Source organism: Amycolatopsis sp. NBRC 101858 (assembly GCF_030269325.1).
Taxonomy (GTDB): domain Bacteria; phylum Actinomycetota; class Actinomycetes; order Mycobacteriales; family Pseudonocardiaceae; genus Amycolatopsis; species Amycolatopsis ponsaeliensis.
In genome coordinates this window covers 19795-40459 of record NZ_BSTD01000004.1, presented here as the reverse complement: position 1 = coordinate 40459, position 20665 = coordinate 19795, and the positions used below count along the sequence as shown (strand labels likewise).

Here is a 20665-nt window from a genome sequence, read left to right as displayed (position 1 = left end):
CCCGCCACCCGGAGCCCCCGAAAAGAAGGTGCGCCATCCGGGGCTTCGCCCCAGGCCGGGGGCCCCGCCACCCGGAGCCCCCGAAAAGAAGGTGACGAGCCGGCGGACCGCCCGCCCACGGTGAAGCGCGACCGCGTCCGGCGGCACCTGCTCAAGGTGATCGAGAACGCCGGCCCCGGCACCGGGCTGGCGTCGGAGCGCGACCTGGCCGCGGAGCTGGGCGTGTCCCGCCCGACCGTCCGGGCGGCCATCGACGAGCTGACCCGCACCGGGCTGCTGGTGCGCCAGCGCGGGCGGGGAACGTTCACGAGCCCGCAGAAGGTGACCCAGGAACTGGCGACCGGGCTCGCCGTCCCGCCCGCGGAGGGGCACTGGACGAGCCGGGTGGTCGCGTTCGGGATCACCCCCGCCACCCGGTCGCTGGCGAGCGACCTGGAACGCGAGCCGGGAACGCCGGTCCTGCGCGTCACGCGGGTCCGGCACGTCGACGACGAGCCGATCGCGATCGAGCAGCTCGCGCTGCCCGCGTCCCTCGTCCCGGGCCTTTCCCCGGCGCACCTGGAGTCGGGCAACTTCTACCGGCTGCTGCGCGAGCGGTTCGGGATCGTGGTGCAGGACGCGGTGCAGACGATCGAGCCCGCGGTGACGAACCCGGAGCAGGCCGAGCTGCTCGAGATCGCGGTGTACGCCCCGATCCTGCACATCGAGCGGCTCACCCGCGACACCACGGGGCAGGTGGTCGAGCTGACTCGTTCGGTGTACCGGGGCGACCGGTACCGCATCACGTCGAAACTCCGCTTCGACGCCGAATCGGGCTGAGTTTTGAGCGACACACCCGATCTCGGTCCGCTGCCCCGGCGTGTGTCCGTCGACGCGGACCAGGTGCGCCGGCTGGTCGGCGCGCAGTTCCCGGAGTGGGCCGAGCTCCCGGTGCGGCCGGTGGCGTCGGGCGGCTGGGACAACTTCACCTTCCACCTCGGCGACGGCATGGTGGCACGGCTGCCCAGCGCCGCCGAGTACGCCCTGGCTGTGGAGAAGGAACAGCGGTGGCTGCCGGTGCTCGCTTCCCGGCTGCCGCTGCCCGTTCCCGTGCCGCTGGCGCAGGGGCGTCCCGGCGCGGACTATCCGTTCCCGTGGTCGGTCTACGGATGGCTCGCCGGTTCGCCGTCCGACGCGGACCGGGTGGCCGACCCCGTTCGTTTTGCCACCGACCTGGCCGATTTCCTCGCGGCGCTGCGGAGCATCGATCCCGCCGACGGTCCCCGGCCGGGCAAGCACAACTGGTTCCGGGGCGCCACACTGCGCACGTACGACGGGCAGGCTCAGCGCGCGCTCGCGGCGCTGGACGGCCACGCCGGCCCGGCCCGGGAGATCTGGGAAACCGCGCTGGCCGCGCCGTGGGACGGGGTGGACGTCTGGTTCCACGGGGACGTCGCACCGGGGAACCTCCTGCTCGACGACAGCGGCGCGCTGGCGGCGGTCATCGACTTCGGCACCTGCGGCGTCGGCGACCCGGCCTGCGACCTGGCCATCGCCTGGACGCTGCTGACCGCCGACGGCAGGCAGGCGTTCCGCGAGCGCCTGTCCGTCGACGAGCCGGAATGGGCCCGCGGCCGCGGCTGGGCGTTGTGGAAAACGCTCGTCACCTCCGCCCGGGCCGGCGAGGAAGCGACGAACGCGCGTCGTGTCCTCGCCGGGATCCACACTGAATACGCATCCGGAAAATAATTCTTCACGCACACCGGAAACGCGCTTTCTTAGCGTCCACTCGTTACCCGAACGAGTGACGTCGTGACGGCATCAGGGTGACAGTCCGCCGAAAAGTCCTGCGCTTCACCAGGACCACACCATTTCACCTCGGTAACGAACTGCGCTGTTGGCTTCGCCTTTCTGGCGCCCGGGTGAGAGCGCTTCAACGCACTCCCGGTGCGGCATAGGATTTTCCTTCGGCCAGGAAATCATTTCTGGAACCCACCACCTGCGAAAGAATCGAGGACCGTTCATGCGAAGACGCATGCTGGGAGCAGTGCTGCCCCTGGTGCTCGTCGCGGCTTCCGCCGTCGCGCTGCCCGCGACCGCCGAAGCCGCCGCCGTCTCGGGGCTCACGAAGTCCGTGCAGGGCACCGGTTCCCCCGCCGACCACGGGGCCACCGCCAACTGGGTCATCGGCTACGACGACCAGGCCACCGGGTCCGGCGCCGCCACCATCACCGACGCCGTCGGCGCGGGCCAGGCCTTCCAGTCCGGCTCGCTGCACGCGCCGCCCGGGTGGACGCCGTCGTGGTCCACCGACGGCAGCACCTTCGCCGGCACCGAACCAGCGTCCGGCGTCACCGCCGTGCGCGCGACGAACCCGGACGCCGGGCCCGACGCGACGTCGCTGTCCGCCGCGCTCACCCCGCCCGTGCAGGCGGTGACGACCGCGACCGGCGGCGACGGCTTCTCGCCGATCCTCTACCGCACCCCGGGCGGCATCCTGCAGGCCTGGAACATCTACCACCACCTCGGGGCGACGTCGCCGAAGGTGGTCTGCACCGACCTCGCCACCGGGCAGCGCTGCCCGGGCGGCCCGTGGCCGAAGGTGCTCAACACCGCGCCCGGCCCGCTCGGCACCCTGGGCGCCGGTGACATCGCGAGCCCCATGGTTTCGCAGTACGTGCACGACCCCGCCGCGCCCGCGAAGGTCTACTACCCCGCCGTCACGGCGGCGTCGGTCGGCGTCGGCTGCCTCGACATGGCCGCCTCGGCCAACTGCGGGTACTGGCCGCTGGCCGCCACCGGTGGATCGCCGCCGGTGAACAGCATCGCCGGGTTCGTGCAGAGCGGCCCCAACCTCTACGGCCTCGTCAGCAGCGGCGCGGTCGTCTGCTGGACCATCGCCAGCCAGAGCGCCTGCGGCGGCCAGCCGTACGCGCCGATCGTGCCGGCCGCCAACCAGCCGTACGTCTACGGCGCGGTGACCCTGGTGGCGGGCAAGGTGTTCGCGTCGACGTCGAGCCCGAGCACGGCGCAGCAGCCGTCGCTGGGCTGCTTCGACCCGGCGACGGCCACGGCGTGCGCCAACTGGGCGTCGTCGAGGCCGACGGGACCGGCCGGGAACTACAACTACAACGCCTACACGGCGTTCAGCACGACCGGCGCTCCGGTGGGCGCGTGCGCGTCGACGACCGGCGGCACGAACGTGACGACCTGCTACGCGCTCGACGGGTCGACGCTGACCGCGCCACCGGGCCCGGCCGCACTGACGGGCGGGGTCTACCTCTTCCCGCCGGAGGTCGTCACCGACCCGAACGGCCACGTCCGCAGCTACCTGCCCATCTGGAACGGCGGCTACCCGGGCGGGACGCTGTGCCAGGACTGGACGACGGGGGCGGCGTGCGCGGGCCTGCCGGCCGTGATCACGCACCCGTCGGCGAACGGCGGGGCCACCCGGGACTACGGGTACACGTACGATCCGCCGTCGGGCTGCCTCATCGGCCTCGGCGACGCGGGCGTGCTGTTCTCGATGGACCCGGCGACGGGAGCGACGCCGTGCGTCCGGTCGGGCGGGCAGGTGACGCTGCGACCGGGCGACTTCTACTGTGACGGCGGTGCGCACGTCCAGGGCTACACGGCGGCGCGGCTGACGGGCGTCGACCCGGCGAACGTCGACTTCGCGGCGTCCCGGGTGACGGTGGTGGACCAGGACAACGCGGTCGTGGCGACCCCGGGCTTCGCCCCGGACGGCTCGGTCGACCTGACCGGGGTCTCGGTGGCGGCGCACCCGTCGATCACGGTGACGACGACCCTGGTGCTGCACAACGGAACCGGCTTCAGCGGGCGCCTGGTGGTCGACTACGCGGGCGACGCACCGCAGCTGTGTTTCCGCACGACGATCGCGGCGGACTGCGCGGTGGCATCGGTGGCCAACACGGCGACGGGGACGGACTCGACGGGTTCGTTCACGTCGAACACGGTGACGCTCCCGGTGGCCCCGGGCGCGTCGTGCACGCCGAACGTCAAGGTGGACAAGGAGATCTGCACATCGTCGTCGGCTTCGAAGTGCGGCCCGGGTGGAGCCGGACCGTGGGCGAAGCAGGCGGGAGTGGGTCTCCTGGGCCTGCTGAACGCGACGGCGTACTGGCGCATCACGGTGACGAACGAGGGCCCGGTCGGCATCACGTCGGCGCAGGTGGTGGACAGCGTGGAGCCGTCGTGCCAGACGGGGCCGTTCTCGTTGGCGGCGGGGCAGTCGAAGCAGGTGTACTGCTCGACGTACGCGTTGCTGAGCCTGTTCCCGATCACGAACCAGGCAAAGGCGAGTTACGTGCCGGCGAACGTTCCCCCGGGGACACCGCCATCACACACGGCCTGGTCGTCGGCGAAGGCGTGTTCGCTGCTGTGCATCCTGTAGGGGGTTGAGGTGAGCGGCCCGCGGGGGAGGTTCCCCGCGGGCCGTTTGCCGCATCAGATCGAGCGAGGACCGGTAATGCCGATGAATCGCTGCCGCGCCCACGACAAGTCGATCCAGATCGCCCAGGTCGAGGTGCTGATCCACCCCAGCCGCCGCAGCTCGAGCTGGTCCTCGCACAGCCGCAGATACGCCCGCACCACCCGCTCGTCGTCCGCCTTCACCTCGTCGGTTGCGTCGCCACGCAGACCGGGCCCACGTCGGGTCGGCATGTTGCCGACCCGAGATCGCTTGCGCGTCCGGGGCGACCAGGTTGCACGCCGTTTGCCACACTGGTCGCATGCGGCTGAACTCGCGGGCGTGGCCCCATCGCTTCGAAGAGGTTCCTTGGCGCGACATCGCCGCCCGGTTCGATGCGATGGCCGCGGTGCACCCGGAGTTCGGGCCGGTGGCCGAGATCGTCGCCAGCGTCCTGGCGTGTGGCGGCGATGCGCACCTGGCCGCGCTGACGTCGATGCACGACCTGGTGGTCACCGCCCGGCCCGTTCCGGCACACCCGCCGATCCCGGTCGTGGTGGTGCGGTCGCCTTCGTCGGGTTTCGTGGGTGCGGGCGGGGTCTTCATCGAGCACCGTTCGGTCACCGGCCACGACGACGGGATCTTCCGGGACGGCGCAGAGGCGGTGCCGCTCTTCTGGCGGTTCATGATCGAGAAGTTCGGCATCGAGTCCGGCTTCGGCGCGCAACGGTAGGAGCAGCCCCATGACCGATCTCGAAACGCGTTACCGCGCCTACCTCACCTGCCTGAACGAGCGGCGCTTCGCCGACCTGCCGGACTTCGCGCACGACCCGGTCGTCCACAACGGCCGCACCCTGAGCAACGCCGAATTCCAAGCCCTCCTCAAGCGCGACGCCGCCGAAATCCCCGATCTCGCCTACGTCATCGAAGGCCTCGTCGTCCAGGGAAACCAGGTCGCCTGCCGCATCCGGTTCGACTGCACTCCCGCCGTGGACTTCCGCGGCTTGCCGACCGCCGGCAAGGCCGTCTCCTTCGCCGAGCACGTCTTCTACCGCTACGAAAACGGCAAGATCGCCGAGATCTGGTCCCTCATCGACACCGACGCCATCCGCGACCAGCTCACACCGTGACCGGAGCTTCTTCCGGCACCACAGGAGCCGCCTCGGGCTTGATCGCCGGCGCCATCAGCACCGCGCACAGCGGGACCGCCATCGCGATCGCCGCCAGCACGAACACCGGGAACAGGAACGAAAACACCTCGACCCCCGCCGGGTCCGCCGCGTTCATGTCCATGTTCATCCGGACCGCCGCCATGCCCGTGTAGTGCATGCCCGTCACCGCCGCGGCCATCACGAACCCCGCCAGCAACCGCAGCGACAGCCGGTCCAGGAACACCGCGAACCACAGTGCCGCCGTCGCCGCCACCACCGCGATCACGACCGACAGCGCCACCAGGCCGCCGTCGTAGCCGAAGTCGCCCTTGACGCGCAGGGCCGACATTCCCGTGTAGTGCATGACGTTCACCGCCAGGCCCGTGATCACGCCGCCGAGCGCGAGGCGCCACCAGCCGAACTTCGCACGGCCGCCCACCACCACGAGACCGGCGAACACCGCCGACACGGACAGGATCGCCGACAGCACCGTGCGGAAGACGTCGTAGCGGACCGGCATCCCCGGGGTGCTGAACCCGAGCATCGCCACGAAGTGCATCAGCCAGATGCCGACGCCGCCGATCGAGATCGCCGCCAGCGCCAGCCACCGCATGCGGTGGCGCGGGTTCGCCGCGTGGCGGGCCTGCACCGCGCACGCCAGCCCGAGCGCGCAGCCCACCACCGACGTCAGGTACGCGAGCACGAGCAGCCAGTGCCCGAGCGCGAAGTGCTCCATCGCAAGGTCCTCTCTAGAGGTCGCGCAGCCCGTGCAGCACGCGTTCCATCAGGTCGTGGCGTTCGTCCCAGGTGGACGTGTCCGACAGCGTGTCGCGGACGATCACCAGGTTGTCCTGCATCAGGTCCGACACGAGCACGCGGACCACGCCGAGCGGCAACGACAGCAGCGCGGCGATCTCCATCAGCGACCGCGGCCGGGCGCACAGCTCGGTGACCTCCGCCAGCGCGCTCGACATGAGGTACGCCGCCTCGGCCCGGCCCGCCGCCGTCGTCTCGACCAGCGCTTCGACGGCGATCTCGACCGTCGGCGCCGTCCGGCCTTCCGTCCAGGCGTACGGGCGGGCCAGCGACGGGCTGCGCCGCGGCTCCTCCCCGTACGGCCCGGGCGGCGGGTCGTCGATCACCGGTGGTCCTGGGCCACCGGCATCTCGCGCGCGGGCACGTCGACCTTCTGCCCGACCCGCTCGACCAGCATCGTCATCTCGTAGCCGACCAGCCCGATGTCGCAGCCGGTCGAGGCGAGCACGACGAGGTTGGAGCCGTCGCCCACGCTCATCAGCAGCAGGAAACCCTGCTCCATCTCGATCACCGACTGCACCACCCGCCCGGCGGTGAACAGCTCCGCGGTACCCAGCGACAGGCTGGACAGCCCGGCCGCGATGGCCGCCAGCTGGTCGGCGCGCTCGCGGGGCAGGGCCTCGTCGGCGGCCACGAGCAGGCCGTCGGCCGAGACCAGCACGGCGTGCGCGACCCCCGAGACGTCTTGGACGAACCCGCTGACCAGCCAGTTCAGCGTCGCCGTCCGTTCGGGCGGCGCGGCGGGACCGGGGAAGCCCAGGCTCCCGCCGAGGGCCCGGGCCGACGGTTCGGCGCCGGTGCGTCGCGGCTGCACGTCGGGAAGTTCCGTCATCGCGGATCCACTTCGTCCTTTCCGGTTTCTTCGGCGCGGGCCGCGGTCTCCTGCCGGGCCGCGCGCATCCCCTGGTAGTGCCGGGAGAGGCTGGTGCGGACGGCGGCGGCGTCGCGGAACGACGCCCCGCCGGTCTGCTCGCGCACGCGCGGGACGACCGCGCCGGGGGCGAGCTGGGCGCCGGGCCGCCGCGTCGGCAAGCCGGCGTCGGTGAGCCGCTGCGCGACCGCGGGCTTGAGAGCGCTTTCGGCGGCCTGGCGCGTGCGGTCGGCGGGGGTGTCCCACTCCCCGACCGGCGCGGCGGCGGGTTCGGCGCGGGACACGGGCTTGTCGACCGAAGCCGGCCAGTCCGACCCCGGGATCGCGCCCGGATCGGCCGCGTGCGACGCCGAGGCCGCGGCGGGTTCGGCCGAGGCGTGGTGTGCCGCGGGGGTTCCGGCCGCGGGGGTTCCGGCCGCGGGGGCTTGGTCCGCCGCGAAGTCGGCGCGGCCGGCCGGATCCGCCGGTTCGGTGGCGGAAGCGCGGTGTGCCGCGGAGCTGCCGTTGCGGGCCGCCCAGCCCAAGAGATCGGGCGAAGCAGCGCGGTCCGAGTCGGTCGGAGCGCTCCGCTCCGCGGCCGACCCCGGCCAACCGGCCCGATCAGCCGGCGAGTTTTCGGCGCGAGCAGCCGAATCAGCCCGCTCCCCAGCCGACCCCGGCCAGCCGGCGCGATCAACCGAATCCGCCGTCTCGGCCGAACCCGTCCGATCCGCCGCACCGGGCTTGGCGGTCCGCCCGTTCGATACAGCCGGCGGCCACTCCACCGGGGCACCTTCCGCCGCCGGCGGCCACTCCACCGGTGCGTCCCGCCTGGGCAGCGGCTTCGCGACCGGCTCGCTGAACCAGCTCGTCACGACCTGCTCGAAGATCGGCGTCGGCGCCTGCGTCGGCACCACCGGCGGCCGGGTGTGGCCGTTGCGGCCGTTCACCGCCGCTCCGGCCGTCGCCAGCCGGCCTGCGCCGATCGGGCGGGCCAGGTCCGCGATCACCAGCGCGCCCGGGACGTGCACGCTCGCCGTCACCCCCGCGTGCCGGGCGCCCGTCCCGGTCGCGCGCAGCCGCACCGTCACCCCGTGCAGCGCGGCGAGCCTGCCGACCACGAACAACCCCATCCGGCGGGTCGTCTCCGGGCCGACGGTCCCGGCCGCCGCGAGCCGCTCGTTCACCGACACGAGCTCCGCCGGGGTCATCCCGAGGCCCTGGTCGACGACCTCGATGAGCAGGCCGCCGTCGGCGCCGCGGTCGGCCGTCAGCGCGACCTTGTGCTCCGGCGGGGAGAACCGCGTCGCGTTCTCCAGCAGCTCGGCGAGGATGTGCACCACGTCCGCGGCCGCCTCGGGCTGCACCGAACTGCGCGGCGCGTTGCCCATCGCCACCCGCCGGTAGTCCTTGACCTCCGACGTCGCGGCACGCAGCAGGTCACGCGTCGGCACCGGCTCCCGGCCGTGCCGGACCGGCCGGCCACCCGCGAGGACGTGCAGGTTCTCGCCGTTGCGGCGCAGCCGGGTCGCGATGTGGTCGATCCGGAACAGCTCGTCGAGCCGGCGGGGGTTCTGCTCGCCCGACTCGAGGTCCTCGATGATCGACAACTGCTGCTCGACGAGGGATTGGCTCCGCCGCGAGAGCGTCATGAACATCTCGCTGACCTGCTTGCGCAGCTCGGCCTGCTCGACGGCGAGCCGGACCGCCTGGCGGTGCATGTCGTCGAAGGCGTGGGCCAGCTGCCCGATCTCCTCCTCGGTGTCGACCCCGGAACCGGGCACCGCGCGCCAGTCGACGTCGTGGCCCTCGCGGACCTGCCGGACGGTCTCCGGGAGCTGCTCGTTCGCCGCGCGCAGGGCGGCCGCGCGCAGCCGGCGCACCGGCGTGACGAGCGAGCGCACCACCAGCAGGGCGATCGCGAGCGCGCCGAGCAGTGCGCCGAGCACCAGGGCCGTGTCCCGCAGCGAGTCCGACCGGGCGCGGTCGGCCGCGTTCGAGACGTCGGCGGACAGCTTCGCCGCGACGTCGGTCAGCACGGCCGTCACCCCGATGGTCTCGGCGGTGATCGAGGGGAGGAACGACACGAGCGCCGCGGCGTCGCCGGGGCCGGAGTTCTGCAAGGTGTCGAGGCGGCCGTCGGCGGAGCTCGTCGCCGCCTTGAACCGGTTCAGCGCGTCGCCCGAGAGCTGGTGTTCGACCTGCTCGCTGAGCACCTCCTGCTCGGCGGCGGCCTGCACCACGGCCGGGCGCAGCGAAGCGTCGTCCGGGCTGTTCTCCGCCGCCCGCGCGTAGGTCTCCTCGGTGGCCAGCTCGCCGCGCAGGTGCACCAGCAGCCGGGCGGTTTCCGCGCCGGTGGCCGTTTCGCTGCCGGCGTCGGCCGGGGCGAGGGTGGGCACGAGGTCGCCGAGGGTGGAGATGATGTCGTTGTAACCGGCTGCCTTCGTGCGGACGTCGCCGCCGCCCACGCCGGCCGCGCGGATGCCGGAGAGCTTGCCCAGCGCGGTGTTCAGCGCCCGGCCGCCGTCCGAGGGCAGCGGCGCGAAGCCGATGTCGCGCTGGATGGCGGCCACCTTCGCGTCGACCGCGTCGGTCAACGTGCCCGGCGCCCCCGCGGGAACCGCCACCGCCGCGACCATCTCCTGGCCCAGCGACGCGGTCAGGTCGATCGTGTCCCGCAGCACCGGCAGCCGGTCACGCGCCGCGCTGAGCGCGGTCGCCCGGTCGAGCTCGCCCTGGATCCGGATCTCCGCGAGCGCCACCGCGACCAGGACGGGCAGCAGCAGGACGACGCTGATCTTGGTGCGGACGCTCCAGTGCGCCGGCGACCACGCGGCGTCCGCCGACCGGCGGAGCGTGGTTCTGCTTTCGTGCATGGCGGAATCGCTCGATTCCCAGCCGCGCGGACGGCTGACGTCGAACTCGGACAGGACGAGGGCCCAGGGCCGATCGCCGGGCTCCCGGGGTCCGGGGAAGACTTGGCGTTGATCGAGCCGACCAGCAGAAGACATCACGCCCGCCATCCTTGTCAACCCTAAGGACCGGCGTTTCGGAACGCGGGGAATGAATTCCTTCGAGCCCGCTCCGACAGTTCACGCTTTGTGTCCCGGCGGTCGCTGCTTGTACATCGTACAAGCATGTTCGCGCAGCTCCAGGGGCTGAGCTGACGTAAATAACGATCCTGTCGCACTGGCGGCAGAATTACCCACAGAAGTCGCCGAGACCATTTCGTGGCGAAGTCGGCCATTGTTCGAATGGTTTGTTATTAATTCCCCCGCCGCCCGGGTGGGCGCCGCGGCGGGGCGACCCGGCAGAATCGTCGCGTGACCGATGTGGACGAAAGCGGCAAGGGCACGGCGGCCCACGGCAAGCGGGTCGGCTGGGTCGAGCTGTACCTCGACCTGGTCTTCGTGTTCGCGGTGGCCCAGGTGGCGCACGGCGTGGTCGCGGACCCGCACTGGATGCGCGCCGCCGCCGCGCTCGGCCTGTTCGCGACGCTGTGGTGGACGTGGATCGGCTTCGCCGTGCTCTACAACCGCCGCGGCGACGACAGCCGCGCCGCCGACCGGCTGTTCGTGCTGGCCGGCACCATCCCCTGCGGAATCGCCGCCACCCAGGCGCACCACGTCTTCGAGGGGCACCCGGCGGTGTTCGCGGTGGCCATGGCCGGGGTCCGCCTGATCCTGGCGGCGGCGCACCGCTGGCCCGCACGCCCGGGTCTCGACCAGAGCCGGATCAGCTGGGGTTACGCGGTTTCGGCGGTCCTGTTCGGCGTTTCGGCGATCTTCCCGTACACGTGGGTGCTGTGGGTGTTCGCGCTGCTGCAGGAGGCGGGGTTCCTGCTGCTCGGCGACCGCCGCCGCCGGCACCGCGGCGAGTCCCCGCAGCGGCCTTCACCGGCGGACCAGTGGCGGGTGCTGCTGAAGCCGCCGAGCGACCCGAACCTGGCGGTCGACTCCGCGCACCTCGCCGAGCGCTTCGGGCTGTTCATGATCCTGCTCCTCGGCGAGCTGGTGATCACGGTCGGCACCGCGGCGCTGGAGCGCCCGGCCGACGACGTCGCGTACTGGGCGTCCCTGGTCGCCGGCCTGGTGATGGCGGGCGCGCTGTGGTGGCTGTACTTCTCTTCGGCCGCGCGGATCTACGAACGCATGCTCGACCTCTCCGGCGGCAACCCCGCGCTCGCGTACTCGCTGTACGCCGTCGGCCATCTCTTCCCGGCCTTCGCGCTGCTGCTCATCGCCGCCGGGGTGAACCTGTCGCTGCACGAGTCCCCGCCGCAGGCGGCGGTCTGGTTCACGACCATCGGCTTGGCGATGTACCTGGCCGGCACCCGCGTCTTCTCGGTGCCCGGGCGCCCGCACTGGTACACCAGCCTGGCCCGGGGCGCCGCACTGGCGGCCACGGTGTGCCTCGCCTTCCTGGGCCGGGTCCTGCCGGCGCCGGTGGTGGTCGTGGTGATCGCCGCGTGGGCGGTGGGCAGTGCGGTCGTGTCGGCGGGGATCCGCCACCGCGCGCTCGACCGCATGGGCGACGACCCGGTGGCGTTCCTGCGCGACATCCAGGAGCAGCGGCTGCGCCGGGCCACCGAAGGCCGGGTTCCCCCGAACCGGTGACGCCGCACGCGCATACTGGGAGACGTCCTCGGCACAGGGAGGCGATGTGAGCGCGTCCCCTTTCGCGCACCCGGCGTTGTTCTACCGCGACGACGCCGAGTACCTGACCGGCACCGTGCCGTTCGTGTGGAGCGGGCTCGCCGCGGGTGAGCCGGTCGCCGTCGCCGTGCCGGGGCGCAACCTCGAGCTGCTGCGCCGGGAGCTCGGCGCGGACGCCGGGCGGGTCCGCCTGCTGGACATGACCGACGCCGGGCGCAACCCCGGGCGGATCATCCCCCGCGTGCTGCGCGCGTTCGCCGACGCCCACCCCGGCCCGGTGCGGATCATCGGCGAGCCGGTCTGGGCGGAGCGCTCGGCCGTCGAGTACCCGGCGTGCGTGCAGCACGAAGCCCTCATCAACAGCGCCTTCGCCGGCCGGGACGTGACGATCCTGTGCCCGTACGACGTCGCGCGCCTCGACCCGGCCGCGCTCGCCGACGCCGAGGCCACCCACCCCGTCGTGATCGACGGCGCCGGCCGCCGCCCGAGCAGCGCGTACGACCCCGACGACGTCCTCGCCCGGTACAACCGGCCGCTGCCGCCGGCCTCGGATCGCGTGGCCGAGCTGCCGGACACGACGAACCTCGCGGCCGCCCGGGCGATGGCGACCACCCACGCGGCCGCCGGCGGGCTGAGCGCCGAGCAGGTCTCCGACGTCCTGGTGGTCGTCACGGAGCTGCTCTCCAACTCCGTGGAACACGGCAGCGGCACCGGCACGGTCCGGCTGTGGAGCGAGGGCGGCGAGTTCGTCTGCGAGGTCCACGACGGCGGCAAGCTGACCGACCCCCTGGCCGGCCGCCGGCCCGCGACACCGGAGCAGCGCCGGGGCCGCGGGCTGCTACTGGTCAACTACCTGGCCGACCTGGTCCGCCTGCACACCGGCGACCACGGCACGACGTTCCGCGCGTACTTCCGCACCTGAGCTCCGGCACACCGGCGGCCACGACGCACCCTTCCGCGCCTGAGCCGGCTCGGGACAGGCCGGCGCACGGCCGCCGTGAGGTCCGGCTTGCCGCCACCGGCAGGCCACCCGGCGCCGCCGGAACGGCCCCTTGGTCGGCGCCGGGCCGGACGCCGCTCAGGGCAGGCCGGCGAGGTCGGCCAGCAGGGCCATGTGGTGCCCGAAGTACTCGGCGCGCGCCTGGACCATGTCGTCGAGGCGGTGGAAGACCTCGAAGTTGACCTGGCCGAACAGGTGCGTCCACGCCAGCAGCGCACGGTCCAGCCGTTCCTCGGACAGGCCGCCGCCCTGGTCGTCGATCAGGCGGCGCAGGTCGGTGCGGACTCCGCCGGGCAGCGGCGGCCCGGGCGGGACCTCCGGGGCCTCGCCGGCGATCGCCGCCAGCAGCAGGATCACCTTCGACGCCGGCACCACCGTTTCCGGCGGCGCCGCGTAGCCGGGGACGGGGTTGCCGTAGAGCAGGCCGTACTCGGCCGGGTGCACCAGGGCCCACGACCGCACGGCGTGGCACGCGGCGAGCCAGCGGCCGCGCAGGTCGGCGCGCGGGATCGCCGCTTCCGCCTCGGCCGCCGCCTCCCCCAGGCCGTCGTAGGCGTCGATGATCAACGCCGTCAGCAGGGCGTCGCGGCTCGGGAAGTACCGGTACAGCGCCGAAGCGACGATGCCCATGTCCCGGGCGACCGCCCGCAGCGAGAGGTTCGCGCCCTCCGTGGCCAGACGGCGGCGGGCGGCTTCCTTGATCTCCTGGTGCATCTCCGAGCGGACCCGGGCGCGCAGTGACGAGGCGGACACGCCCCCAGTGTCGCACAGGGCGAGAACACCCGAACTCGACGAGAACACTGTTCTTGACCCGGCGGCGTCCGGCGCAGTACGGTGTTCTTGTCCGAGAACAGTGTTCTCTCCTGGGGGTTTCCATGGCTCTGCACGTCATCGTCGGCGCCGGTCCGGTCGGCTCGGCCACCGCGCGCCTGCTCGCCGGCCGCGGCGAAGAGGTCCGCCTGATCACCCGCCGCGGCGGCGGGCCGTCGGTGCCGGGCGTGCAGCTGGTCGCCGCGGACGCCACCGACGCCGCCACGCTCGCGCGGCACGCGGCCGGCGCGGCCGCGTTGTACAGCTGCGCGGGACCCGCGTACCACCGCTGGCCCACCGACTGGCCGCCGCTCGGTGCCGCTCTCCTGCACGCGGCCGAGAGCAGCGGCGCGGTGCTCGTCACGACCGGCAACCTCTACGCGTACGGCGCCGTCGACGGCCCGATGACCGAGCAGCTGCCGCCGCGGCCCAACTCGGTCAAGGGTGCGGTGCGGGCCGAGCTCTGGGCCGGCCAGCTGGCGGCGCACGAAGCCGGCCGGATCCGCACGGCCGAGGTCCGCGGGTCGGACTACCTCGGCGCCGGAACCATGTCGGCGTTCACGGCTTTGGTGCTGCCGAAGGTCCTGGCCGGCAAGCGCGCTTCGGCCCCGGCCGACCTCGACGCCCCGCACAGCTGGACCTACGTCGGCGACGTGGCCCGCACGCTGGTCGCGGTCGCGGACGACAAAGAAGCGTGGGGCCGCCCCTGGCACGTGCCGACGGCCCCGCCGATGTCGCTGCGCCGGCTGGCGACCCGCGCGGCGGAGCTGGCGGGAGCACCGGCGGCGCGCGTGACGACGATGCCGGGCATCGCCCTGCGCCTGGCCGGCCTCTTCACCCCGGCCGCGCGGGAGATGGTGGAGATGCAGTACCAGCTGCGCGCGCCGTTCGTCCTGGACTCCTCGGCGGCGACGGCGGCGTTCGGCATCGAGCCGACCCCCACCGACGACGCCCTGCGGGAGACGATCGAAAGCCTGCGCGAGAGCTGAGCCCCGGAAGCGGTTGCCCCCGGCCGGCGAGCCGCGTGGGAAGGCAGGCTAGTTCGGGATCTCCGTCGCCCGCTCCCAGCCCGACGGCAGCGGACTCAGGTTCAGCGCGTGGTCGAGGCCGCTCCCGGCCAGCGCCCGGCGCACGACCCGGTTGTCGCCCGTGACGATCCGGAGCGTGGTGCTCTCGCGGACCGTCCGGACGTGGATGCCGGCGAGCACCGACAGCCCGGCCGAATCCAGGAAGTCGACCTCGGACAGGTCGAGCACCAGGACCGGGAACTTCCGGTGCGCCCAGGTGCTGAGGACCGAGGCGAGCTCGGCGGCGCTGTCTTCGTCGAGCGCGCCGCGGATCCGGACCATCACCGCCCCGAAGTACGGGCGGATCACCTTGATGTCGAACGGGCTTCGTTCGGCGAGGGGGGACGGCGACGCCATGGGGATCGCCGTCGCGGGGTGCTGCACGACCAACATTCTGCTACGCCTTCAGTCGCGGATGGCGTGTCGAGCGGTGTCCACTGCCCGCTCGAACGCCGGCAAGTCGGGGGAGGGCGGCTGGCTCTGAACCGCACCCTGCCAGCGTAGTGCTTGATCCAAACGGCGCAACCCCGCCAACGGCCGAAATGCCATTCTCCCACTGTCCGCCAAAAGCACGTCTTCCCGGCGTCCGTACCAAAATCCGGCACTCGCGGCCCGCGCTCTTGACAGCCCGTGCGGGTGACAGTCATGCTCGATGACGTCTCAGGGTTCCTGATATAGAGCACGGGAGGTGCCCGGCGTGCCCCGATCGCCGCACGGACCGGCCGACTTCGGCCTCGGCAGCTGGCCCGCGCGCCGGGCGCGGATCTCCCCCGGCCGCACCGCGCTCGTCCAGCCCGGCCGCACGCGCACCTACGCCGAGCTCGCCGACCGCGTCGAACGGCTGGCCGGCGCGCTCGCCCGGCTCGGCGTGCGCCCGGGCGACCGCGTCGCCTACCTCGGTGTCAACGACGTCGCCGTCTTCGAGACGCTCTTCGCCACCGCCCGCCTCGGCGCGCTCTTCGTGCCGCTCAACTACCGGCTCTCCCCCACCGAGATCCGCTACATGCTCGACGACAGCGGCGCTTCGGTCCTGGTGCACAGCCCGGACACCGACGCCCTGCTGACCGGCCCGCTGCCGGAGACCCTCCGGCACGTCGTCGCGACGGACCCGGCGTCGTGCCCGGCCGGCGGGCTGGACTACGAAGCGGAACTGGCCGCCGCCGCCGACCCGCCGTCCCCCGAGGTCCGGCTCGACGACCCGTGCGTGCTGCTCTACACCTCCGGCACCACCGGCCGGCCGAAGGCGGCGGTGCTGACCCACGGGAACCTCACCTGGAACACCGTCAACCAGCTCGCCCACCTCGACGTCCTGGGCACCGACAAGGCGCTGTGCATCGCGCCGCTGTTCCACTGCGTCGGGCTGGGCCAGATCACGCTGCCGACGCTGTTCAAGGGCGGCAGCGTGGAACCGGTGGCGAAGGTCGACCCGGGCGCGATCCTCGGCCGGATCGGCGAAGCCGGGATCACGAGCTTCTCCGCGGTCCCCACCATGCTGGAGATGCTGTGCCGCCACGAGTCCTGGGACCGCACGGACCTGAGCTCGCTGACGTGCGTGCTCTACGGCGGCTCGCCGGTCGCCGAGCGCGTCGCCCGCGCGTGGCTCGACCGCGGTGTGAAGCTCCTTCAGGGCTACGGCATGACCGAAGCCTCGCCGGGCGTCTCGATGGCCACCCACGAGGGCACGCTCGACCACCCCGTCGCCGCGGGCGTGCCGCACTTCTTCACCGACGTGGCCGGCCTCGGCCCGGACCTCGTTCCCGAGCCGCTCGGTGAGACGCCCGCCGAGCTGCTGGTGCGCGGCCCGCACGTGTTCGGCGGTTACTGGAACCGGCCGGAAGAGTCGAAGGCGAGCTTCGTCGACGGCGACTGGTTCCGCACCGGTGACGTCGTCCGCGTCGAGGACGACGGCTGGGCCCACGTCGTCGACCGCGTCAAGGACCTGATCATTTCCGGCGGCGAGAACGTCTACCCCGCCGAGATCGAGGCGGTCGCGGTCCGGCTCGACGAGGTCGACGCGTGCGCCGTCGTGGGCGTGGCCGACGAGCGCTGGGGAGAGGTCGGCGCCGCCTTCGTCGTCCGCCGGGACGGCACCCAGCTCGACGAAGCCGCCTTCCGCGCCCACCTCGAACAGCACCTCGCCCGCTACAAGGTGCCCAAGTACGTGCAGTTCACCGAAGCCCTGCCGGTCAACGCCACCGGCAAGATCCGCCGCGTCGAGCTCCGCGCGCGAGCCGCCGCGTCCTTCCCGAACGGACCCGCATGACGACCCCTCTCCTGCCCCCTTCGCTGCGTCTGGAGCTGCTCGACGAAGTCGCCGTGCTGCGGCTGGCCCGCCCCGAGAAGCGCAACGCCCTCGACGACGCCACTGTGCTCGGCCTCGAAACGTTCTTCGGCGCGCCGCCGCGCGGGGTCAAGGCCGTCGTGCTCGACGCCGTGGGCGAGCACTTCTCCGCCGGGCTCGACCTTTCCGAGCTCACCGAGCGCGACGCGTTCGAAGGCCTGGAGCACTCGATGATGTGGCACCGCGCCTTCGAGCGGCTCGAACGCGGGCGCGTCCCGGTCGTCGCCGTGCTCCGGGGCGCGGTCGTCGGCGGCGGCCTGGAGCTCGCGGCGGCCGCGCACATCCGCGTCGCCGAGCCCTCGGCCTTCTACGCGCTGCCGGAGGGCCAGCGCGGGCTGTTCGTCGGCGGCGGCGCGTCGGTGCGGGTGCCGCGGCTGATCGGCGTGCACCGGATGGCCGACATGATGCTCACCGGCCGCGTCCTCGACGCCGACGAAGGCCACGCCGCCGGGCTGTCGCACTACCGCGCCGACGACGGCTTCGAGCACGCGCTCGGCCTGGCCCGCAAGATCGCCGCGAACTCCCCGATCACGAACTTCGCCGTCCTGCAGGCCCTCCCCCGCATCGCCGAGGCCAACCCGGCCGAGGGCTACCTGATGGAGTCCTTGATGTCCGCGGTGGCGAGCGGCAGCGCGGAGGCCAAGGAACGGATGCGGGCGTTCCTCGACAAGCGCGCCGGGAAGGTCGGCCGATGATCCTGCGCCCGGTCGCGCCCGACGTCCGCGAAACCACCGAGATCGGCCGGTTCCTGACGTGGCTGGCCGGCCGCGGCCACGACTTCGACGGCTACGCCGCGCTGCACCGCTGGTCGGTGACCGACCTCGACGGCTTCTGGTCGTCGGTCAAGGACTTCTTCGGCGTCCGCTTCCACTCCCCCGCCTCGAGCGTCGTGCCGGACCGGCGGATGCCCGGCACCGAGTGGTTCCCCGGCGCGACCCTCAACTACGCCGAGCACGCCCTCGGCGGCCCCGCCGACGACGTCGCCGTCATCGCGTACTCCCAGACCCGCGACCGCGCCGAGCTGACGTGGGGCGAGCTGCGCGACCAGGTCGCCCGGGCCCGCGCCGGGCTCGCCCGGCTCGGGGTCGGACGCGGCGACCGCGTTGTCGCGTACCTGCCGAACATCCCGGAAACCGTGGTCGCCTACCTGGCGACCGCGAGCCTCGGCGCGGTCTGGGCCTCCTGCGCGCCCGAGTTCGGCGCCCGTTCGGTCGTCGACCGGTTCGGCCAGATCGAGCCGCGGGTGCTGCTGACCGTGGCCGGGTACCGCTACGGCGCCAAGGACGTCGACCGCCGCGCGGAGGTCGCCGAGATCCGGGCCGGCCTGCCCACCGTCGAGCACGTCGTCCACGTTCCCTACGGCGGCCACGACCTCCCGGACGCGCTCGCCTGGAGCGATCTGCTCACCGAGAGCAGTGACATCCGGGCCTTCGGCCCGAGCCGGGGGCTCCGCCACCCGGAACCCCCGAAGGCGTGCGTGCCCGGGTTCGAGCCGGTCGGGTTCGCGCACCCGCTGTGCGTGCTGTTCTCCTCCGGCACCACCGGCAAGCCGAAGGCGATCGTGCACGGCCACGGCGGGATCCTCCTCGAACACCTGAAGAACCACGGCCTCAGCTGGGACCTGCGCCCCGGTGACCGGATCCTGTGGTTCTCCACCACCGCCTGGATGATGTGGAACGCGCTCGTCTCGGGGCTGCTCACCGGCGCGTCGATCGTGCTCGTCGACGGCAACCCGCTGCACCCCGACCTGGCGTGGCAGTGGCGGCTCGCCGCCGAGACCCGCGCGACGCTGCTGGGCGCGAGCCCGGGCTTCCTGATGGCGTGCCGGAAGGCGGGCCTCGACCCGGCCGCGTCGTTCGACCTGACCGCGCTGCGGCAGATCGGCGCGGCGGGCAGCCCGCTGCCGGCCGAGGGCTACCACTGGGTGCGCGACGTCTTCGGCCCCGACGTCCTGCTCAACGTCGGCAGCGGCGGCACCGACGTCTGCAGCGGGATCGTCCAGGGCGGCCCGCTGCAGCCCGTCATCGCCGGCGAGATCGCCGGACCGTGCCTCGGGGTCGACGCGCGGGCGTTCGACGAGCACGGCACCCGGGTGGTCGGCGAGCTGGGCGAGCTGGTCATCACCGCGCCGATGCCGTCGATGCCGGTCGGGTTCTGGGGCGACGACACGGGTTCGCGGCACCGCGAGACGTACTTCGCCACCTACCCCGGCGTCTGGCGCCACGGCGACTGGATCCGGTTCTCCCCCGAGGGCAGCTGCGTCATCTCCGGGCGCTCGGACGCGACCCTCAACCGCGGCGGCGTCCGGCTCGGCACCGCGGAGTTCTACGCCGTCGTCGAGGAGCTGCCCGAGATCGACGACTCCCTCGTCGTGCACCTCGAAGACCCCGCCGGCGGCAACGGCGACCTCCGCCTCTACGTCGTCCTCCGCGACGGCGCCTTGGACGCGCCGCTGCGCGAGAAGATCGCGACGGCGTTGAAGAGCGCGCTCTCGCCGCGGCACGTGCCGGACACGATCACCGCGGTCCCGGTGATCCCCCGCAACCGCACCGGGAAGAAACTGGAGCTGCCCGTGAAGAAACTCCTGCTCGGTGCCCGGGCCGACGACGTCGTCGGCCAGGACGTCCTGGCCGATCCCACCGCCCTCGACCACTTCCGGGCACGCGCATGAGCACCGTCGCGGTCATCGGCACCGGCGTGATCGGCGCGAGCTGGGCGGGGCTGTTCCTCGCCCACGGCCACGACGTCGTCGCCACGGACCCGGCGCCCGGCGCCGAAGAGCGGTTACGAACGGCTCTCGAAGACGCGCCGGCGGATCGGCTGCGGTTCGTCGCCGACGCCGGGGAAGCGGCCGCGGCGGCGGATTTCGTGCAGGAGAACGGGCCTGAGCGCGAGGACGTCAAGCACGCGCTGTTCGCGGTCCTCGACGAGGCCGCGCGGCCGGACGTGGTCCTGGCGAGCAGCTCGTCCGGGCTGCTGCCCAGCGTCATCGCCCGCGGCTGCCCGCGCCATCCCGAGCGGGTCGTCATCGGGCACCCGTTCAACCCGCCGCACCTGATCCCGCTCGTCGAGGTCGTGCCCGGCCGCGACACCGCGCCCGAAGTCGTCGACCGGGCCGTGGCGTTCTACGCCTCGGTCGGGAAGCGGCCGATCCGGTTGTCGCGGGAAGTGCCCGGCCACATCGCGAACCGGCTGCAGGCCGCGCTGTGGCAGGAGGCGTATTCACTCGTCGAACGCGGGGTCGCGACGGTCGCCGACATCGACACGGCGATCGCGTACGGGCCCGGGCTGCGCTGGGCCGTGCTCGGCCCGTTCCTCAACCAGCACCTCTCCGGCGGCGCGGGCGGGCTCGCGCACGTCCTGGCGCACCTCGGCCCGCCCACCGAAGAGTGGTGGCGCGACCTCGGCCGCGTCCACCTGACCCCGGAGCTGGCCGACAAGCTCGTCGCCGGGGTCGACGCCGAACGGGCCGGCACCGACGACCGCGCCCTCGTCGCCGCCCGCGACGCCGTCCTGAACCGCCTGCTGGCCGCGAAGGCCGCTCAGCCCGACCTGCCGTGACTGGAG

19 protein-coding genes are annotated in these 20665 nt (G+C 73.1%); 12 read left to right on the top strand and 7 right to left on the bottom strand.

All coding sequences use genetic code 11. The annotated features are described in order from the left end of the window. The first annotated feature begins 120 nt into the window (after positions 1–120). The 3 genes from QSK39_RS28820 to QSK39_RS28810 all read left to right on the top strand — a co-directional run bounded on the left by QSK39_RS28820 (position 121) and on the right by QSK39_RS28810 (position 4393). Positions 121–819: a GntR family transcriptional regulator gene (locus tag QSK39_RS28820; RefSeq protein ID WP_285480972.1), complete on the top strand. Its 699-nt coding sequence runs from the start codon at positions 121–123 to the stop codon at positions 817–819. A 3-nt stretch (positions 820–822) separates the two neighbouring features. Next, on the top strand, positions 823–1728 hold the full coding sequence (locus tag QSK39_RS28815) for an aminoglycoside phosphotransferase family protein (protein ID WP_285480971.1): 906 nt from the start codon (positions 823–825) through the stop codon (positions 1726–1728). A 274-nt stretch (positions 1729–2002) separates the two neighbouring features. Further along, positions 2003–4393, top strand: a complete 2391-nt coding sequence (locus QSK39_RS28810; protein ID WP_285480970.1) for a DUF7617 domain-containing protein — start codon at positions 2003–2005, stop codon at positions 4391–4393. A gap of 53 nt (positions 4394–4446) precedes the next feature. Here QSK39_RS28810 and QSK39_RS28805 read toward each other — a convergent pair whose 3' ends face one another. After that, entirely contained in the window at positions 4447–4662 is a 216-nt protein-coding gene (locus QSK39_RS28805; protein WP_285480969.1) for a hypothetical protein, read from the bottom strand. Positions 4663–4730: 68 nt separating this feature from the next. Here QSK39_RS28805 and QSK39_RS28800 point away from each other — a divergent pair, with 68 nt between their 5' ends. Continuing rightward, positions 4731–5141: a hypothetical protein gene (locus QSK39_RS28800; protein ID WP_285480968.1), complete on the top strand. Its 411-nt coding sequence runs from the start codon at positions 4731–4733 to the stop codon at positions 5139–5141. 10 nt (positions 5142–5151) lie between these two features. Beyond that, positions 5152–5538 carry an ester cyclase gene (locus tag QSK39_RS28795; RefSeq protein WP_285480967.1) on the top strand — a complete coding sequence of 129 codons (387 nt, stop codon included), beginning with the start codon at positions 5152–5154 and terminating at the stop codon, positions 5536–5538. On the opposite strand, the gene QSK39_RS28790 is transcribed toward QSK39_RS28795, so the two are convergent. From QSK39_RS28790 to QSK39_RS28775, 4 genes are read right to left on the bottom strand one after another with little or no spacing between them, the layout of a single operon-like run. After that, positions 5528–6295: an MHYT domain-containing protein gene (locus QSK39_RS28790; protein ID WP_285480966.1), complete on the bottom strand. Its 768-nt coding sequence runs from the start codon at positions 6293–6295 to the stop codon at positions 5528–5530. The two genes, QSK39_RS28795 and QSK39_RS28790, sit on opposite strands and share 11 nt — an antisense overlap. Before the next feature lie 13 nt (positions 6296–6308). Further along, complete coding sequence (locus QSK39_RS28785) at positions 6309–6701, bottom strand: DUF742 domain-containing protein (RefSeq protein WP_285480965.1); 393 nt, start codon at positions 6699–6701, stop codon at positions 6309–6311. Further along, a complete protein-coding gene (locus tag QSK39_RS28780) occupies positions 6698–7207 on the bottom strand; it encodes a roadblock/LC7 domain-containing protein (RefSeq protein ID WP_285480964.1) in 510 nt (169 codons plus the stop codon). Before QSK39_RS28780 ends, QSK39_RS28785 begins: the two co-directional genes overlap by 4 nt. Continuing rightward, positions 7204–10101 (bottom strand): sensor histidine kinase, encoded by a 2898-nt coding sequence (locus tag QSK39_RS28775; RefSeq protein ID WP_285480963.1) that lies wholly within the window; start codon positions 10099–10101, stop codon positions 7204–7206. The genes QSK39_RS28780 and QSK39_RS28775 overlap by 4 nt, the downstream gene beginning before the upstream one ends. Positions 10102–10548: 447 nt before the next feature. Here QSK39_RS28775 and QSK39_RS28770 point away from each other — a divergent pair, with 447 nt between their 5' ends. Both QSK39_RS28770 and QSK39_RS28765 read left to right on the top strand, forming a co-directional pair. Beyond that, positions 10549–11841: a low temperature requirement protein A gene (locus QSK39_RS28770; protein WP_285480962.1), complete on the top strand. Its 1293-nt coding sequence runs from the start codon at positions 10549–10551 to the stop codon at positions 11839–11841. A gap of 46 nt (positions 11842–11887) precedes the next feature. Further along, entirely contained in the window at positions 11888–12802 is a 915-nt protein-coding gene (locus QSK39_RS28765) for an anti-sigma factor RsbA family regulatory protein (RefSeq protein WP_285480961.1), read from the top strand. A gap of 156 nt (positions 12803–12958) precedes the next feature. Here QSK39_RS28765 and QSK39_RS28760 read toward each other — a convergent pair whose 3' ends face one another. After that, a complete protein-coding gene (locus tag QSK39_RS28760; RefSeq protein WP_285480960.1) occupies positions 12959–13633 on the bottom strand; it encodes a TetR/AcrR family transcriptional regulator in 675 nt (224 codons plus the stop codon). A 122-nt stretch (positions 13634–13755) separates the two neighbouring features. On the opposite strand from QSK39_RS28760, the gene QSK39_RS28755 reads away from it, so the two are divergent. Next, complete coding sequence (locus tag QSK39_RS28755; RefSeq protein ID WP_285480959.1) at positions 13756–14679, top strand: NAD-dependent epimerase/dehydratase family protein; 924 nt, start codon at positions 13756–13758, stop codon at positions 14677–14679. A 48-nt stretch (positions 14680–14727) separates the two neighbouring features. Here the strand turns inward: QSK39_RS28755 and QSK39_RS28750 are convergent, their stop codons facing one another. Then, positions 14728–15150, bottom strand: coding sequence for an STAS domain-containing protein (locus QSK39_RS28750; protein WP_285480958.1), 423 nt, complete (start codon positions 15148–15150; stop codon positions 14728–14730). 304 nt (positions 15151–15454) lie between these two features. Here QSK39_RS28750 and QSK39_RS28745 point away from each other — a divergent pair, with 304 nt between their 5' ends. Genes QSK39_RS28745 through QSK39_RS28730 form a run of 4 tightly spaced genes read left to right on the top strand, consistent with a single transcriptional unit; the run spans position 15455 to position 20659 of the window. Next, entirely contained in the window at positions 15455–17020 is a 1566-nt protein-coding gene (locus QSK39_RS28745) for an acyl-CoA synthetase (RefSeq protein WP_285480957.1), read from the top strand. Then, positions 17017–17793 carry a crotonase/enoyl-CoA hydratase family protein gene (locus tag QSK39_RS28740; protein WP_285480956.1) on the top strand — a complete coding sequence of 259 codons (777 nt, stop codon included), beginning with the start codon at positions 17017–17019 and terminating at the stop codon, positions 17791–17793. The genes QSK39_RS28745 and QSK39_RS28740 overlap by 4 nt, the downstream gene beginning before the upstream one ends. Beyond that, positions 17790–19769, top strand: a complete 1980-nt coding sequence (locus QSK39_RS28735) for an acetoacetate--CoA ligase (RefSeq protein WP_285480955.1) — start codon at positions 17790–17792, stop codon at positions 19767–19769. The genes QSK39_RS28740 and QSK39_RS28735 overlap by 4 nt, the downstream gene beginning before the upstream one ends. Continuing rightward, a complete protein-coding gene (locus QSK39_RS28730) occupies positions 19766–20659 on the top strand; it encodes a 3-hydroxyacyl-CoA dehydrogenase NAD-binding domain-containing protein (RefSeq protein ID WP_285480954.1) in 894 nt (297 codons plus the stop codon). Before QSK39_RS28735 ends, QSK39_RS28730 begins: the two co-directional genes overlap by 4 nt. Positions 20660–20665 lie beyond the last annotated feature (6 nt).